The sequence below is a fragment of the Marivibrio sp. genome (assembly GCF_040218065.1).
Classification (GTDB): domain Bacteria; phylum Pseudomonadota; class Alphaproteobacteria; order UBA8366; family Aestuariispiraceae; genus Marivibrio.
Genome location: NZ_JAVJQE010000008.1, coordinates 263,689 through 280,162, shown reverse-complemented (window position 1 = coordinate 280,162; position 16,474 = coordinate 263,689). Strand labels below are relative to the sequence as shown.

16 protein-coding genes are annotated in these 16,474 nt (G+C 68.3%); 4 read left to right on the top strand and 12 right to left on the bottom strand.

All coding sequences use genetic code 11. The features are described 5' to 3' along the window. The 4 genes from RIB45_RS07655 to RIB45_RS07640 are packed head-to-tail and all read right to left on the bottom strand — an operon-like array spanning nt 1 to nt 2,317. On the bottom strand, nt 1-471 hold the full coding sequence (locus RIB45_RS07655) for a DUF411 domain-containing protein (RefSeq protein WP_350049656.1): 471 nt from the start codon (nt 469-471) through the stop codon (nt 1-3). Nucleotides 472-503: 32 nt separating this feature from the next. After that, nucleotides 504-1,337 (bottom strand): c-type cytochrome, encoded by an 834-nt coding sequence (locus RIB45_RS07650; protein WP_350049655.1) that lies wholly within the window; start codon nt 1,335-1,337, stop codon nt 504-506. A gap of 35 nt (nt 1,338-1,372) precedes the next feature. Then, the gene (locus RIB45_RS07645) at nt 1,373-1,945 is read right to left on the bottom strand and encodes a c-type cytochrome (protein ID WP_350049654.1); all 573 of its coding nucleotides are present in this window, start codon (nt 1,943-1,945) and stop codon (nt 1,373-1,375) included. A 36-nt stretch (nt 1,946-1,981) separates the two neighbouring features. Next, nucleotides 1,982-2,317, bottom strand: a complete 336-nt coding sequence (locus RIB45_RS07640) for an SHOCT domain-containing protein (protein ID WP_350049653.1) — start codon at nt 2,315-2,317, stop codon at nt 1,982-1,984. A 206-nt stretch (nt 2,318-2,523) separates the two neighbouring features. On the opposite strand from RIB45_RS07640, the gene RIB45_RS07635 reads away from it, so the two are divergent. The 3 genes from RIB45_RS07635 (at nt 2,524) to RIB45_RS07625 (ending at nt 6,715) form a co-directional block, all read left to right on the top strand. Next, a complete protein-coding gene (locus RIB45_RS07635) occupies nt 2,524-3,354 on the top strand; it encodes a phytanoyl-CoA dioxygenase family protein (protein ID WP_350049652.1) in 831 nt (276 codons plus the stop codon). Between the two features lie 191 nt (nt 3,355-3,545). Beyond that, nucleotides 3,546-5,273, top strand: coding sequence for a methyl-accepting chemotaxis protein (locus RIB45_RS07630; RefSeq protein WP_350049651.1), 1,728 nt, complete (start codon nt 3,546-3,548; stop codon nt 5,271-5,273). A gap of 215 nt (nt 5,274-5,488) precedes the next feature. Next, nucleotides 5,489-6,715 (top strand): aminopeptidase P family protein, encoded by a 1,227-nt coding sequence (locus RIB45_RS07625; RefSeq protein ID WP_350049650.1) that lies wholly within the window; start codon nt 5,489-5,491, stop codon nt 6,713-6,715. A gap of 177 nt (nt 6,716-6,892) precedes the next feature. Here RIB45_RS07625 and RIB45_RS07620 read toward each other — a convergent pair whose 3' ends face one another. The 8 genes from RIB45_RS07620 to RIB45_RS07585 all read right to left on the bottom strand — a co-directional run bounded on the left by RIB45_RS07620 (nt 6,893) and on the right by RIB45_RS07585 (nt 15,581). Then, on the bottom strand, nt 6,893-7,237 hold the full coding sequence (locus RIB45_RS07620; protein WP_350049649.1) for a RidA family protein: 345 nt from the start codon (nt 7,235-7,237) through the stop codon (nt 6,893-6,895). A 28-nt stretch (nt 7,238-7,265) separates the two neighbouring features. Next, a complete protein-coding gene (locus tag RIB45_RS07615; RefSeq protein ID WP_350049648.1) occupies nt 7,266-8,297 on the bottom strand; it encodes a histone deacetylase family protein in 1,032 nt (343 codons plus the stop codon). A gap of 33 nt (nt 8,298-8,330) precedes the next feature. Continuing rightward, complete coding sequence (gene kce, locus RIB45_RS07610; RefSeq protein WP_350049647.1) at nt 8,331-9,263, bottom strand: 3,5-dioxohexanoate:acetyl-CoA acetone transferase; 933 nt, start codon at nt 9,261-9,263, stop codon at nt 8,331-8,333. Next, nucleotides 9,263-10,630 (bottom strand): aminotransferase family protein, encoded by a 1,368-nt coding sequence (locus RIB45_RS07605; RefSeq protein WP_350049646.1) that lies wholly within the window; start codon nt 10,628-10,630, stop codon nt 9,263-9,265. The genes kce and RIB45_RS07605 overlap by 1 nt, the downstream gene beginning before the upstream one ends. Before the next feature lie 282 nt (nt 10,631-10,912). After that, a complete protein-coding gene (locus RIB45_RS07600; RefSeq protein ID WP_350049645.1) occupies nt 10,913-11,611 on the bottom strand; it encodes a fumarylacetoacetate hydrolase family protein in 699 nt (232 codons plus the stop codon). 26 nt (nt 11,612-11,637) lie between these two features. Further along, nucleotides 11,638-12,690 (bottom strand): gentisate 1,2-dioxygenase, encoded by a 1,053-nt coding sequence (gene gtdA, locus RIB45_RS07595; protein WP_350049644.1) that lies wholly within the window; start codon nt 12,688-12,690, stop codon nt 11,638-11,640. A gap of 28 nt (nt 12,691-12,718) precedes the next feature. Further along, the gene (locus RIB45_RS07590) at nt 12,719-14,320 is read right to left on the bottom strand and encodes a benzoate-CoA ligase family protein (RefSeq protein WP_350049643.1); all 1,602 of its coding nucleotides are present in this window, start codon (nt 14,318-14,320) and stop codon (nt 12,719-12,721) included. 121 nt (nt 14,321-14,441) lie between these two features. Continuing rightward, nucleotides 14,442-15,581: an FAD-dependent monooxygenase gene (locus tag RIB45_RS07585; RefSeq protein WP_350049642.1), complete on the bottom strand. Its 1,140-nt coding sequence runs from the start codon at nt 15,579-15,581 to the stop codon at nt 14,442-14,444. Between the two features lie 121 nt (nt 15,582-15,702). Between RIB45_RS07585 and RIB45_RS07580 the strand changes: the two genes are divergently transcribed. Then, complete coding sequence (locus RIB45_RS07580) at nt 15,703-16,467, top strand: IclR family transcriptional regulator (RefSeq protein ID WP_350049641.1); 765 nt, start codon at nt 15,703-15,705, stop codon at nt 16,465-16,467. Nucleotides 16,468-16,474: the final 7 nt, after the last annotated feature.

Below are 16,474 nucleotides of genomic sequence, written 5' to 3'. Positions count from 1 at the left end.
TCAGCCGCGGCCGTAGCGGGCGAAGACGTCCGTCGCGCCGTCGCGGCCGATCAGCAGCACGTCATAGGCGTCGACGTGGTCGCCCATCTCCATGCCGGGGGAGCCGATCGGCATGCCGGGGACGGTGAGGCCCAATGCATCCGGCCGCTCGCGCAGCAGGCGGGCGACGTCGGCGGCGGGCACATGCCCCTCGATCACATAACCGTCGATCCGCGCGGTGTGGCAGGAGGCGAGCGCCTCCGTCACGCCGAGGCGCGCCTTCATCTGATAGAGCCACGCGTTCGAAACGTCTTGGACGCTGGCGTTGAAGCCCGCGGCCCTCATCCGCTCGACCCAGGCCGAGCAGCAGCCGCAGGTCGGGCTCTTCGCGACGTAGAGCGTCGGCGCCTCGGCCCGCGCGGGCCAGGCGCGGCCGGCGGCGTAGAGAACCGGCAGGGCGGCGAGAGTTGCAAGCGCACGGCGACGGGTCATCGGCGTTTCCTCAGTTTTCAGGGCGTCCCGCCCTAGTTCAAAAGATAGTCGGCGAGCGCGCTCAAGTCATCCCGACTCCAAAATTGCGTGCCGCCGTTGACGACGTCGGCCATCGAGCCGCCGAAGACGTCGCCGTCCGGCGTGATCCCGCTTTGCAGCGCGTAGATCAGGTCGTCCGCGCTCCAGCCGGCCTCGCGCAGCGCCTCGGCCGTGATCGCAGGAACCTTGCCGCCGCCGGCTTCCCGCGCCCCTTCGTACCGGCGCGCTTCGTCCCGCCGGCCGAGCGCGTCGCGCGGCGTGTGGCAGGCGCCGCAATGGGCCGCGGCCTCCGCCAGATAAGCGCCGCGCGACATGTCTTTCGCCTGCGCCGGGTCCCTGGGCCGGAAGGCGGCGCGCTTCCACGCGCCAAGGGTCCAGCGTTGATCGTAAGGAAAGGCCAGATCGTGCGCGGGGGCGGCGCCGGCGACGGCCGGGACCGAGTTCACGGCGGCCCAAAGGTCCACGATGTCCTGGTTCGAAAGCCGCGTGTAGAAGGTGTAGGGGAACGCCGGATAATAATGGACGCCGGTCGGGCTTTCACCGGCCGTCAGCGCGCGGGCGAAATCCTCGACGCTCCAGGCGCCGACGCCGTCGGCCTCGTGCGGCGTGATGTTGGGGCCGTAAAAGGTCCCGAACGCCGTCTCTATCGGCGGGCCGCCTGCGAGCGGGCCGCGATCGTCGTCCGGGTTCGTGTGACAGGGTATGCAGCCGGCGAGCCTGGCGACATAGGCGCCCCGCTGAACGTCGCCCTGCAGATCCGCCACCGCGCGATCGGGCGCGCCGGGCCCGGCTAGGAGCCAGAGCCCGAAAAGAGCGCCGACGCTCAAGCCCGCCGCCGCACAGAGCGCAAGGCGCCGCCGCGTCATTTGTCGACGCGGAAGCTCTTGTGGCAGGCCGAACAGGTCTGCGTCAGGCGCCGGAAGGCCGCCTCGGGCGGGGCTTTGGCCAGCCGTTCCGGGGGAGGGCCGGCGTCCCCGCCCATCATGCCGCCGCCCTGGCCCATCATGCCTGAGCCGGCCTGGTCGCCCGCGCGCGGATTGTCGGCGGCTTTGGCGAGCGCTCGGGCGTAGGCTTCCATCCGATGCGCCAGATCCTCGAAGCGGGACCAGTTCTCCCAGATCTCGGGCCGCGCTTCGGTCGGCGGGTCGAGGCTTCCCTCGGGGAAATTCTCCGTCAGAGCGTCCCCGCCATGCCCGGCGATGCGATCGGCGAGGCGCCGCACCGCGGCCGCGTCGTACGCGCTTTTACCGCGCATCATATCGGCCAGCGCCTTGGTCGCGTCGCCGGCGTCCTTCATCTGATCCATGCGCTCCTTCACGACGCCCGAGGCGCCGGTGTGGGCCGCAACCAGCCCGGCGGAGCCAAGCGCGCCGGCCAATAACGCGGCCCCGGCCCAGAGGACCGCATAAGATGCCTGTCGGCGTCGCTGCGTCATCTGCGTCTCTCCTCGATATGGCGGACCGTCCGGCCCTCAGCCCTCTAGCACCTTGCGCCGGGCCTCGAACTCCTCGCGATCGATTTCGCCCCGGGCGAACCGCGCGCGTAAGATCGTCATCGCGTCGTGTTCGCCGCCCTCTTGCGAGTGCGGCCGGCGGGCGTCGGCGCCCGAGCGACGCAAGACGAGCAGAACCAAGCCGACGAGCAGCGCGAGAATCAGAATCATGCCGAACGGGCCAAGGCCCCAGCCGTGCCAGCCCCCGCCCCACATATGCGGACCGCCATAGCCTGGATCGGTTTGGGCCATGGCCGCCGCCGGCGCCAGAACGGTTAGCGCGCCTGAGATTGAAAGCAGTCGAAAAGCCGTCACTAGTCGCCTCCTTGGCATGGTGGACCGCGCCGGAGGAAGACGCTGCGCCCCTCATTCAGGCCCCAATTTGAAGGTTCCCGCCGCGGGAAGGTCAAGAGCGCGAGGCGGCGGCCCGGCGCTGCAGGCTTCCGGGCGGGATGCGATTGCGGTACAATTTCCCCAACAGCGCGCGATGGCGCGAGATCATAAGATCGGGAGGCCCACCCATGTCCTTCACGCTGTCCGCCGAGCAGGAAGCCGCCTATCGCCGCGACGGGTTCGTCACCCTGAAAGGACTGTTCGATCCGGGGGAGGTCGCGCTCCTGAACCGCGCGATGGAGGAGGATCCGGCGATCCGCGAGCACATGCTGGTGCGCCCGGACCAGGAAGGCTTCGGCACCAAGATCGCGCTGTGGAACCGCCTCGGCGACAGCGTCTACGGTCTGGCCGGCCGCGTGCCGCGGATGGTGGAGACGGCCGAGCGGCTGATCGGCGAGCCGGTCTATCATTATCAGAGCAAGCTTACCGCCAAGGATCCGCACGAGGGCGGCGCCTGGGAATGGCACCAGGATTACGGCTATTGGTACCACAACGGCTGCCTCCGGCCGGCGATGCTGAGTTGCATGATCGCCCTCGATCGAACGACTCCCGAGAACGGCTGCCTGAAGGTCGTGAAGGGCAGCCACCTGATGGGCCGGATCGATCACGTGCCGCTGACCGAGAAGCAGAACGAGGCCGACCCGGAGCGCATGCGGCGCATCCTCGCGCGGCACGAGGTGGTCGACGCGGTGCTGGAGCCGGGCGACGTTTTCATCTTCCACTGCAACACGCTGCACCGCTCCGACCGCAACGCCTCCGACAAGCGACGCTGGACGCTTTTGATCTGCTACAACGCGATCAGCAACGACGCTTATGTGACGGACGACGACCGTTCCTACGTGCCGTTGAAAATGGTCGACGACGGCGCGATCAAACGCGCGGGCCTGCGCTTCTCGGAGGGCGGCCAGGAGCATTTCGCGGCTAAGCCTTTCGTACCGAAAGTGCAACGCGCGAGCTGACGCGGAAAACCTCCAACCGCCTCATAAATATAGCAAAATAGGTGAAAATACGGAATTGACGTTTTTCGTCTGACTCGTCCTTTCGTCTTAAGACCTCATTAAACCTGGAACGCCTAGAAGGGGCGGCGTGCGGCGGCCGACCCCGGCCCGCGCGCATCCTTTCTAACGGGTCTTAGGGACGGAGATCGGCCATGGCTCTGGCGAACGCTCGGATCACGACGAAACAGCTCTTCATCGTCGCCATTCTCTCCTTTTCGACGCTCGCGGTGGCGGGCGTCGGGGTCTACGCTCTGCTGCATCTGGGCGAGCAGCGCCTGCGCGCCGAGCGCGCCAACGGCGAAGCGCTGGCCGGCGCGCGCCTCAATCGCGACGTGGTGCTGCTGAACCGCGCGGAATACAACATCGCCGCCGACCCGACGGCGGCGAACCTGGCCGACGCCAAGGCGACGATCGCCGAGGTCCGCGAACGCTTCAAGGAGCGTCTGGCGCGCGTCGAGGAAACCGCCGACCCCCGTCAGAGCGCCTTGCTGAGCGAGGTTGAAACCCGCTTCGCCGCCTACCTGCAGGGCCTCGAAAACACGGTTGAGACCGCGCAGGAAGTCTCGAAGACGGCGACCCTCACCGCCGGCCAGTTGCAGATGCTGGGCGCGGTCCGGGCCAGCCGCGACGAGGCGTCGGCCTTGCGCGACGTGGTGCGGGACTTCTCCGGCTATTCCGACCAGAAGGCCGAGCGCATCGTCGTGGAAAGCGCCGACGCGGCGACCGCGATCAAGATGCTGCTGATTGCGGCCGCGCTGATCGGCGTCCTCGGCGGGGCGCTGGTCGCCTGGATCATCGCGCGCCGCACGATCGCCAAGCCGTTGGCGGGCTCCGTCGCTGCGCTGAAGCGCTTGGCGGAAGACGATTTGTCCCTTGAGATCGTCGGGACGGAGCGCGGCGACGAAGTCGGCGACATCGCACGGGCCATGCAGACCTTCAAGACCAACCTCCTGCGCACGCGCGAACTCGAGGCTGAAGCCGAGCGGCGGGAGAAAGCCGCCGAAGAGGAGAAGGCCGCCGCCGAGGCCCGTCGACGCGAGGAGATGCTGGCGCTCGCCGACCAGTTCGAGAAGCGCGTCGGCGGCATCGTCAAGATCGTCGCGGACAGCTCCGCCAACTTGCAGGAGACCGCGCAAGAGTTGGCCGCCGCGGTCGAGGAGACCAACGCCCAGGCTTCCGCCATCGCCGCTGCGGCGGAACAGTCGAGCACCAACGTCGAGACCGTCGCCGCCGCCTCGGAGGAGCTGTCGACCGCGATCGGCGAAGTCTCGAGCCAGGTGACCGACACCGCCGGCAAGTCCTCCAGCGTCGCGCAGAGCGGCGAGGAGGCGCGGCGCGAACTCGACGCGCTGAGCACCACCATCGTCGAGACGACCCAGATCCTGGCTCAGATCGGCGAGATCGCCGATCAGACCAATCTGCTGGCGCTGAACGCCACCATAGAGGCGGCCCGCGCCGGCGAGGCGGGCAAGGGCTTTGCGGTGGTGGCCGAAGAGGTGAAGTCGCTCGCCTCCGAGACCCAGCGCATGACCCAGCGCATCGGCGCGCAGGTGGAGACGGTGCAGGCGTCCGTCGGTCGGGCGGTGACGGGCATGCGCACGATCATCGACCAGATCGGCGGCATCGACGGGGCCACCTCGGCCGTCGCCTCCTCGGTCGAGCAGCAGAGCTCCGCGACCCAGGAGATCAGCCGCAACGCCACCCAGGCCGCCGAGGGCGCGCAGGAGGTGACAAGCAACGTGGTCGGCATCCAGTCCGCCACGCAGCAGACCGGCGAGGCCGCGACCGGCGTCAAAAGCGTCGCCTCCGACCTGCGCGACAACGCCGGCGCATTGCGCAAGGAAGTCGAAGCCTTCTTGGCGGAAATCCGCGCCGCGTAACCGCCCTCGTCAGTCGATCCCGGCGCCCTCTCCCCGAACGGGGAGGGGGCGTTTTTTTGCTCGAAAGACGAGCCGCCGCGCGTCATTATTCAAGACAGCGCTCTGCGGCGATGGCGTCGCCGCTCTCCCGGCGCTCACCCGATTGACGATCCTGTACGCCCGGATCCTTTTGGATCGCCGGGCGGCTTCTCCGTCCGGCGGATGGAGGACGACCCATGGATCATACGACCCCCAGACCCGCCTTTTTTCGCAAACCCAACGGACCGAAAGCGCCCCCGCCCTTCAGCCAAAACGAATACGCCGCGCGTCTCGCCGCGGTGCGGGCGGTGACCGCCGCCCGCGATCTCTCCGCCGTCGTGCTGACGTCGATGCACAACATCGCCTATCTGACGGGCTTTCTCTATTGCAGCTTCGGGCGGGCTTACGCCTGCGTCGTGACGGCCGAGGCGATGACGCTCGTCACCGCCAACATCGACGCCGGTCAGCCCGAGCGCCGCGCGGTCTGCCCCGCCGTCACCTACACCGATTGGGCGCGCGACAATTACGAGCGCGCGATCGTCGACCTGCTGGGCGCATCGGCGCGCGGTCGGATCGGCGTCGAGGCCGACCATTTGACCCTGGCGATGCGCGAGCGTCTGGCGGCGGCGCTTCCCGGCGCCGAGTTCGTCGACGTCGCCGGCGATCTGATGGCGAAGCGCATGGTGAAGTCGACGGAAGAGATCGCGCTGATCCGCGAGGGCGCGCGCATCGCCGATATCGGCGGCGCGGCGATGAAAGCGGAGATCCGCCCGGGCGTGCGCGAGATCGACGTGGCGATGGCCGGGCGCGACGCCATGGAGCTCGAAATCGCGAGGCGTTTTCCCGAGAGCGAATTGCGCGATAGCTGGTGCTGGTTCCAGTCGGGCCTCAATACCGACGGCGCCCATAATCCGGTGACGACGCGGGCGCTGGCCCCGGGCGACATCCTAAGCCTCAACGCCTTCCCGATGATCTCCGGCTACTACACAGCGCTCGAACGAACGCTGTTCCTGGGCGACCCCGATCCGGCCTCGCGCCGCGCGTGGGACGTCAACGTCGCGACGCACGAACTCGGCCTGTCGTTGATCCGTCCCGGCGCGTCCTGCCGGGAGATTTGCGGAACGCTCAACGCCTTCCTGGCCGAAGAAGGATTTCTCGATTTCCGCAGTTTCGGCTACGGCCACTCCTTCGGACTCCTCTCGCACTATTACGGGCGAGAGGCCGGCCTGGAGTTGCGCGAGGACGTCGACACAGTTCTCGAGCCGGGCATGGTCGTCTCGATGGAGCCGATGCTGTGGATCCCCGAAGGCGCGCCCGGCGCGGGCGGCTATCGCGAGCACGACATATTGGTCGTGACCGAGAACGGCGCGGATAACGTGACCGGCTTCCCCTACGGACCGGAGGCGAACGTCGTGGCGGCGTAGGATGCGTGCGCCATTCTTCCCCCTCGGTCCTTGAGAGGGTAGAGGGTCAGGGTGGGGAGTAGTCGCTGAAAGTCCAGGCCCCGGCGACGCTGCGACCTTCCCCTCACCCTCCCACGCGGCTCCGCCGCGCGGGCCCCTCCCTCTCCCTCTATGAAGGGGGCGAGGGATTGTCGCGCCCTACCGACCTGCGGTGATGATGATCTCGACCTGCAGGTCGGGGCTCGCCAGCTTGGCTTCGCCGCAGGCGCGCGCGGGCGCATGACCCTCCGGGACCCAGGCGTCCCAGACGGCGTTCATCGCCTCGAAATGCGCCATGTCGTCGAGCCAGATGACGGCCTGCAGGATCTTGCTCTTGTCGGCGCCGACCTCGGCTAGCAGCGCGTCGACTTTCTCCAAGATCTGACGGGTCTGGTCCGGGACGGAGGCGCCGGCCTCGCCCACCTGCCCCGCCAGGTAGATCGTGTCGCCGTGGGTCACGATCTGGCTCATCCGACGGCCGACATGCTTGCGCTCGATGCTCATTCTGGAACGATCCTTCTAATATAAAGGCTCAGCCGCCGTGGGCGTCGCCGAAGCCGGTGAGGAAACTCGTGAGGTTGGGGCCGAGATCGTCGGAGAGATAGCCGCCCTCCTGCACCAGCACGGCGGGCAGCTTGAGCTTGCCGATCTTCTCGGCGATCCGCGCGAAGCCCTGGGTCGAGATCGCGAGGCCGGCGAAGGGGTCGCCCTCATAGGCGTCGAGGCCGAGCGCGATCACCAGCGCGTCCGGCGCGAAGGCCTCGATCCGCTTCAGCGCCAAATCTAGATGCGGCATGTAGTCGTCGTCGGCCGTGCCGCGCGGGATCGGCAGATTGTAGTTGTAGCCGAGGCCGGCGCCCTCGCCCCGCTCGTCCGCGTAGCCCCAGAAGAAGGGGTAGTAGCGCACCGGATCGGCGTGGATCGAGACGGTCAGCACGTCCGCCCGGTCGTAGAAGCAGCCCTGCGTACCGTTGCCCGCGTGCAGGTCGACGTCCAGGATCGCCACCCGGTCGCAGGCCATGCGCAGCATCTCGGCCGCAACGCCGCAATTGTTGACGAAGCAGAAGCCGCCCGCGAGATCCTTGAAGGCGTGATGACCCGGCGGCCGGCAGAGCGCATAGGACCACAGATCGCCTTCCAGCACGCAGGTCGCGGCTTCGGCCGCGCTCATCGCGCTCCAGTAAATGCTCTCCCAGCTGTGCGGGCCGATCGGACAGGCGGTGTCCGCCTGGTGGTAGCCCGCCTGACCCACGGCGGAGGCCGGATAGGAGCCGCCGCGCCGATCGGGATGAATGTTCGGGATCACCTCCTCCGAGGCGCCGTCGATGCGCGACCAGCGCTCATGGATCGTCGACAGGAAGGCGATGTATTCCGGCGTGTGGACGCGCGCGATGGCGTCGAGGCCGTGATCCTCGGGCTCCACCCGCTCCAGCCCCGCGGCCTCGGCGCCTTTCAGGAGGCGGGTCGCGCGCTCGGACTGTTCCGGGCTTGGCTGCGGCGCGCCGGAGACCAGGAAGGTCTTCGGCTCATGGCGCATCTGTTGATCGGCGAAAGCTGCTTTCATCGCAAGACGTCCCTTTCGGGGTTCGAGGGAAGGTCAGAATCCGACGGCGTCGCCGCCTTTGAGCGCCAGGCGCTCACGCGCCTCTTTCGGCGTCGCGATCTGGCGCGACAGCCCTTCGGCGATCTGGCGAACCTGACGGACCTGATCGGCGTTGCGTTCGGCGAGCCGCCCGGGGCCGAGCGTCAAGCTGTCCTCCAACCCGACGCGGACATTCCCGCCGAGCGCCAAGGAGATCGCGCAGAGCGGCATCTGATGCCGACCGGCGCCGAGGACTGAGAATTCATAGTCGCCGCCGAACAGCCGATCCGCGGTCTCCTTCATGAAGACCAAATTCTCCCGGTCCGGCCCGATGCCGCCGAGCACGCCGAGGACGAACTGGATGAAGAAGGGCGGCTCGAGCAGCTTGCGCTCGACGAAATGCTTCAGGCTGTAGAGATGGCCGACGTCGTAGCATTCGAACTCGAAGCGCACCGAATGGTCGCGGCCGAGACGCTGCAGCGCCGTCTCGATGTCCTTGAAGGTGTTCTTGAAAATGAAGTCGCGGGTCGACTCCAGGAACTCTTCCTCCCAATCATACTTGAACTCGGCGATCCGATCCTTGGCCGGAAACAGGGCGAAGTTCATCGAGCCCATGTTGAGCGAACACATCTCCGGCGAATGCGTCAGCGCGGCGGCCATCCGCTCCTCGACCGTCATGGTCGCCCCGCCGCCGGTCGTGATGTTCACGACCGCGTCCGTCGCCTGCTTGATGCGCGGCAGGAAGCGGCCGAAGACCGCCGGATCCGGCGAGGGGCGGCCGTCGTCCGGATCGCGGGCGTGGAGGTGGAGGATCGCAGCCCCGGCCTCCGCCGCCTCGATCGCGTGGGTCGCGATCTCGTCCGGCGTGATCGGCAGATGCGGGCTCATGCTCGGCGTGTGGACCGAGCCGGTGACGGCGCAGGTGATGATCGCGGGCTTGTCGGCCATCACGCGGCCCGCGGCAGATCGTGACGGTCGGCGAAGGCGTCGAGCGCGCCGGAGAGCTTCTCGATGATCTCGTCAATCTGTTCGTCGGTGACGATCAGCGGCGGGCAGACCAGGAAATGCTCCCCGTCGACGCCGCCGCGGGTGCGCCGGGAATAGAGGATGAGCTTGCGTTTGTAGGCCTCCTCGACCAATTCGACGAAGCCGTTCATCTCCTTCGGCAGCGGCGCCATGCTTTCTCGGTCGCGGCCCAGTTCGAAGGCCAGCAGCAGCCCCTCGCCGCGCACGTCGATGATGAAGGGATAGCGCTGCTGCAACGCCTGAAGGCGGGCCTTCAGGGTCGCGCCCTGGCGCTCGGCCGCGCCGACCAGATCCAGCCGATCGATCTCCCCCAGCACCGCCAAGCCCGCCGCGCAGGCCATCGGATTGCCGGCGTAGGTGTAGCCGTGGATGAAGCCGCCCTTGTCGAGGACCGGCTCCACGAGGCGCTTCGGCGCCGCCATCGCGCCGAGCGGCGCGTAGCCGGCCGCGAAGCCCTTGGACATGGCGATGATGTCGGGCGCGGCCTCGGGCCAGTGGTCGGCGCCCAAAAACTTGCCGGTGCGGCCTGCGCCGGTCATCACCTCGTCATAGATCAGCAGCACGCCGAACTCGTCGCAGATCTCGCGAATGCGCTTCAGATATCCCGGCGGCGGGACCAGCGCGCCGGTCGACGCGCCGCCGATCGGCTCGACAATGAAGGCGAGCACGGTGTCGGCCCCCTCGCGGCGGATCTGCTCGCGCAACGCCTCGGCGTAGCGCAGGCCCCGCTCCTCCAGGCTCGTCTCGTCCCGGTCGGGATCGAGATAGCAGGTCGGCGCCGGGATCTTCGGCATCTCGCGCATCATCGGCGCGAAGGGGGCGGTCATGCTGGCCATGCCGGTGACCGACAGCGCCCCCAGGGTCGAGCCGTGATAGGAGGGAAAGCGCGAGATCACCTTCCAGCGCTGCGCCTGCCCCACCGCGATCGCATATTGCCGGGCGAGCTTCAGGCAGCTCTCCACCGCCTCGGACCCGCCGGAGACGAAGAAGATCCGGTCGAGATCCCCCGGCATGCGCTTGGCCGTCTCGGCGGCCAGCATCTCGGCCGGCTCGTTCTCGAAATGCAGCCGGTAGCCGAAGGTCGCCTTTTCGATCTGGCGACGCATCGCCTCGATGACCCGCGGGTTCGAATGACCGATGTTGGAGACCATCGCCCCGGACGAGCCGTCGAGATAGGCGTTCCCCTCGACGTCGTAGAGATAGACGCCCTCCCCGCGGTCGAGCAGCGGGCGGCGCTGACGGCTCTGATAGAAGAGATGGCTCGGCGGCCGCGCGACAGGCTCGCTCATCGGAAAGATCCCCCGGCTGGGCTGTTTCTTGATTGCGGCCAGCCTGCAAGGCGGCGGGGGAATAAGCAAGGGGGCGCCGCATCCCCCTCCACCCTCTTCCCCCCATAAAGGGGGGAGGCTCTCCCCCCCTTCATCGGGGAGGATCGGGGAGAGGGCGGGCGCGCCGGCAGGCGCGCTTGCAACAATCATCTCGGCGCTTTGGGGCCGAGGCGATCTCTTGCCAGAGATCGCGCACCCCCATCCAGCCTTCCCTCCCCAAGGGGGAAGGCTTTTCTTTGCGCCCTAAGCCGCCCGCTCCCCGATCGTGATTTCGATGTCGGGCAGGCCGTCGATCCCGCCCTTGACCACGTCGCCGGGCTTAAGCGCCCCGACGCCGGCGGGCGTGCCGGTCATGATGAGATCGCCGGGCTTGAGCGCCATGGTCTTGGAGACGATGGAGATCACTTCGTCGATATCCCAGATCAGCTCCTCGACGCTGGCGTCCTGACGCGTCTCGCCGTTGACGGAAAGCCAGATGCGGGCGCGGTCGACGTCGCCCGCCTGATCCTTCTTCACGATCGGCGCGCAGGGGGCGGAGAGGTCGAAAGCCTTCCCCCAATCCCACGGCCGGCCCATGTCCTTCGCCTGCTGCTGCAGGTCGCGTCGCGTCAGGTCGATGCCGGTGCAGTAGCCGTAGACGACGGATCGCGCCTCGGCCTGCGACAGGTTTCGCCCTTCCGCGCCGATCGCGACGACCAGTTCGATCTCGTGATGGAAGTTTTCGGTCTCCGGCGGATAGGGAATCTCGGTGTTCGTGTCGCACACTGCGTCCGCCGGTTTGGTGAAGAAAAAGGGCGGTTCGCGGTCCGGGTCCTTGCCCATCTCGCGGGCGTGGGCGGCGTAGTTGCGCCCGACGCAGAAGATGCGGCGCACGGGAAAGCGCGCCTCTTCGCCCTGGACGGCGACGGTGGCCTGGGGGGCGGCGGGGAAGACGGTGTCCATAAAGATGCCTCGTCTGACTTTAAGGGTTACGCGTTGCCGCGGTCTTCGCGGAACAGGCCGAGCTTCTCCTGCACCGGCCGGTCGGAGAAGCTGAAGAGCACGGCGTCCTCATTCGCCTCGTGGCGCACAGGGGTCCAGCTGGGGACGACGAAGATGTCGCGCGGACCCCACTCGATCGTCTCGTCGCCGATGCGGCTGACGCCCGATCCTTCGGTCGCGGTGAAGACGCTCGCGTCGGTCGATCGGTAGGCGGCGGTCTCGAACCCCTTGGGCAGCAGCTGCAGGCAGGCGCCCATGGTCGGCATCGCCCAATCGCCCGTGGCGGGATTGACGTAGCGCAGCTTGACGCCGTGGCAGGCGTCCCATTCCCCGCTGCGGCGCAGGGTCTCCAGCGCCTCGCGCGAGCGGTCGTAGGGGTAGCTGAAGACCGGGCTGTTCAGATTGTCGCCGCGCTCATACCCCACCGGCAGCATGCCCTGGCCGAAGCGCGCCAGATTGTCGCCGGCGGGCCGCGCGCGGGGATATTCGTCCGCCCCAAAGCCTTCGGCGAAACTGGCGTCCAGCATCTGCACCAGCGGGATGTCGAGGCCGTCCATCCAGATCATCGGATCGGCGCTGTCGTTGCCGTGATCGTGCCAGGCCCAGTTCGGCGTGATGACGAAATCGCCCGGGCGCATGATCGTCTTCTCGCCGTCGACGGCGGTGTGGGCGCCCTCGCCTTCCATGACGAAGCGCAGCGCCGTCTGGGTGTGCCGGTGGGCCGGCGCGATCTCCCCCGGCAGGACCAGCTGCAGCCCGGCGTAGAGCGTGCGCGTGATGCGCGACTGACCGGGCAGGCCTGGGTTCTCCAGAATCAGCACGCGGCGCTCCGCCTCCTTGGCGGTGATCAGCTCGCCCGCCTCCATCAGCAACGCGCGGACGGCGTCGTAGCGCCAGAGATGGGGGACGATCGGGCTCTGCGGCTCGCGGCTCACCAGTTGCGGGAACCGGGTCCACAGCGCGGCCAGATCGGCGGGCGCCAAGCGGTCGTAATAGGCCTGGCGTTCGGGCGTCTCCTTGGGCGCGCTTTCCATCGACATGGGCTCGCCTCCCTCCCTCTCTCGTTCTCTAAAGCGGCCGCGCCTTCAGCTGCGCGCGGTCCAGCTTCCCGGTGCCGGTCTTGGGCAGGCTCTCGGCGTATTCCACGATACGCGGGTACTTGTACGGCACAAGCGCGCCCTTGACGAAATCCTGCAGCTCTTTCGTCAAGGCCTCGTCGCCGACCCGCCCGGCGGCGGGGACGACGAAAGCCTTCAGGGTCGTGCGGCGATCCGGCAGCTCGACCGCCAGCACGCAGCATTCGTGCACCGCCGGATGGTTGGCGAGCGTCAGCTCCACCTCCAACGGATAGACCCACTGGCCGGAGACTTTCACCAGATCGTCGGCGCGCCCCTTGAAGAAATAGAATCCGTCCGCGTCCTCGACGAAGCGGTCGCCGGTCATGATCCAACCGTCGCGCATGGTCTCTTCCGTCTTGTCCGGCCGGTTCCAGTAGCAGGGCGCGTTGCTGTCGCCGCGCACCCACATGATCCCTTCCTCGCCGCGCGGAACCTCCGCGCCGTCCCGGTCGCACAGCTTGATGGCGTAGCCCGGGACGCGGCGGCCGGCGGAGCCGAGCTTCTTCGCCTCCAGCCGGTTGGAGAGATAGATGTGCAAGACCTCGGTCGAGCCGAGCCCCTCCACGATCTCATGGCCGAAGCGGGTCTTCCAGGCGGTGAAGATCTCCTCCGACAGGATCTCGGCGGCCGAGATGCAGGTGTCGACGCTCGCGAAATCGGCCGTCGCCGCCGCCTCGTGCCGCACCAGCGCGGTGTAGAGGGTGGGCAGCGCGAAGAAGCGCGTCGGCCGGCGCCGCGCGACGAGCTCGAAGATCGCATCCGGCTTCGGCGCCTGCGGCATCAGGAGGCTCGCCGCGCCGACCGAAAAGGGGAAGGTCACCGAGTTTCCGAAGCCGTAGGCGAAGAAAATTTTCGGCACCGAGAAGCAGATATCGTCCTTACGCAGCCCCAAGAGCGGCTTGGCGTAAGCCTCGGCCGTGTAGGGCATGTCGTGCTGCAGATGGACGACCCCCTTCGGCCGGCCGGTTGAGCCGGAGGAGTACATCCAGAAGGCCATCTCGTCGCGGTGCGTGTCCGCCGCGTCCAGGGTCTCCGCCGCGCCCGAAACGAAAGCGTCCAGGCTCTCCTCGCCCGTCGCGCCGGGCGTCGCGACGACGATGCGCTCGACCGCCGTCCCGGCCAAGGCTTCTGCGTCGAAGCGCTCGCGATAGGCGGCCTCGCAGAAGACAACCCTGGCGTCCGAATCCTCCAGATAGAAACGGATCAGATCGGGGGTCGACAGCGTGTTGATCAGCATGGGTGTGAAGCCCGCGCGGATCGCCCCGAAGATCGCCGCCAGATAGTCGCCGTGGTCGTCCAGCAGACACATAACCCGGTCGCCGCGCTCCAGCCCCTGGGCGATCAGCGCGTTCCCGACCCGGGCGGCCCGCGCGCAGAGCTGCGCGTAGGTCATGTCGCCGGCGTCGCAATAGACCGCCGTCCGCTCGCCGAAGCCGCGCTCCAGATTGTCGAACAGCACGGTTGAGGCGTTGTAGCGCTCGGGACAGGAAAAGCCGATCTCCTCGACCTCCCAGCCGTCGCGGGGAGACTTGTCTTCAAGGGGAGTGGTCATGAGCAGATCACCGCAGGTGCAGGCCGCATGAAGCCCCCGCTTTCGCGGGGGCGCCCGGAGTGGCGATCTCGCGGGGCGTCCCCGCGAAAGCGGGGACCTTTCTCAGCACGCGCCGCCCGCCTCACGCCCCCGCCCTTTCGCGATAGGCCGCCACGAACTCAGGCGCGATCTTCGCCAGCCGGTCGGGGTCGACCCGCCCGCTGCGCGAGATGTAGGACCAGGCGAAGTCGTAGGGCGGCAGCTTGATGTGCTCCGGAAAATCCTCATACCAGGCGGCGGACCGATTGGCGGCCTCGACCAGTTTGGCGACGATCGGCCGGCGGCGCTCCTCGAACAGCGCCAGAGCGGCCGGGACGTCCTCGCCGGTCTCGCCGATCGCCTGGGCCAACGCGATGGCGTCCTCCAGGGCGAGCCGCGTGCCGGAGCCGATGGAGAAATGCGCGGTGCGCAGCGCGTCGCCGATCAGCACCGCGGCGCCGGCCGACCAGCGGGCGTTCGACAGGCGCGGGAAGCGCCGCCAGTGCGACTTGTTGGTCAGCAACGGACGGCCCTCCAGCACCTCGGCGAAGATCTCGGCGCAGAGCTCGGCCGACGCGGCTTCATCCATACCCTCGAAGCCGTAGGCCTCGAAGGTCGCAGGGTCGGCCTCGACGATGAAGGTGCTGCGCTCGGGCGTGAAGCGGTAGTGATGGGCGTTGAAGGTCCCGCGCTCGGTCTCGACGAAGGTTTGGGTCAGGGCGTCGAAGGGGATTTGCGCCCCGAACCAGGCGAAGCGATTGTCGAGCGGGCGAATCTCCGTCCCGAAGTCCGCCGCCTGCCGGACGACGGAGTTCACGCCGTCGGCGCCGACGACGAGGTCGGCGCCGTGCAGCACGCTCTCCGGCGCGATGCGCGTCTCCCAGCGCGGCGCGACGCCGACGCTCTCAAGCCGCCGCGCCAGCAGCTCCAACAGCCGGTGCCGGCCGATCGCGGCGAAGCCGATTCCGTCGATCACAACGCGCTCGCCGCTGGGGTGGTTCAGCGCCAGGTCGCGCCAGCGCTCCATCTCAGGCGCGATCAGATCGTGCGTCTCCGAGTCGTCCTCTTGCAGGAAGCCCAGCGCCTGATCGGAGAACACGACGCCGAAGCCGAAGGTGGCGCCGGGCGGGTTCTGCTCGATCAACTCGATCTCATGGCGGACCCCGCGCTGGCGGCCCTGGCGCGCCAGCAAATAGGCGAGGTAAAGGCCGGCGGGTCCGCCGCCGACGATCCGGATGCGCATGGGGCGCGGTCCTCCCGTTTCGGCCCGCCGTCCTTTTTCGTTCCGGCGGCGGTTGCCGTTATTTACGCATTGTGCAATTCTTTTCGCATTGCGCAACCCTCGAGCTTTCACGGACATCGCCATGCCGTCCCCAGGCGACGCCCCGCCGCCCCCCGATCCGGACGCGCCGCGTCGCGGCGTGCAGTCGGTCGGCGTCGCGGTCGACGTGTTGGCCGCCTTGGCCCGCGGCGGCGACGCCATGACGCTGGGCGAGGTGGCGGCGGCGGCCGGCCTCGCCCCCGCCAAGGCGCATCGCTATCTGGCGAGCCTGATCGAAAAGGGCCTCGTTGTTCAGCAAGGCCGCGCGCAGGCCTACGGCCTCGGCCGGCTGGCCGCTGAAATCGGCCTGGCGGCGCTCAGCCGCATCAGTCTGGTCAACGAGGCCGCAGACGGGCTGCCTGACCTGGCGCGGCGGACCGGACTCGGCGCCCTGCTCTCGGTCTGGGGGGCGGAGGGCGCGACGATCGTTCGCATCGAACGCTCGCAGCGGCTGATCACCACCGCGCTGGCGCTCGGCAGTCGGCTTCCCTTGATGAACTCCGCGACCGGCCACTGCTTCTTCGCCCATCTGCCGCCCCGCCTGACAGAGGGCGAGCGCGCGCGCGAAGGCGCGCTCGGCGCGGAAGGTGCGGACGCGATCGCCGCACGCGTGCGCGCGGACGGCTTCGCCGCCGTCGACGGCCAGTTCATCCCCGGCCTGGCGGCGATCGCCGCCCCTGTCCTCGACGCCCAGGGCTGGCCGGAGGCCGTCGTTTCGCTGATCGGCGTCGATCCCACGCTGACGGAGGTGACGGGACCTGCAATCGCGGCGCTCAAAGCCTACGCGGCAGGCGTCGGGACGGGCTGAGAAGTCG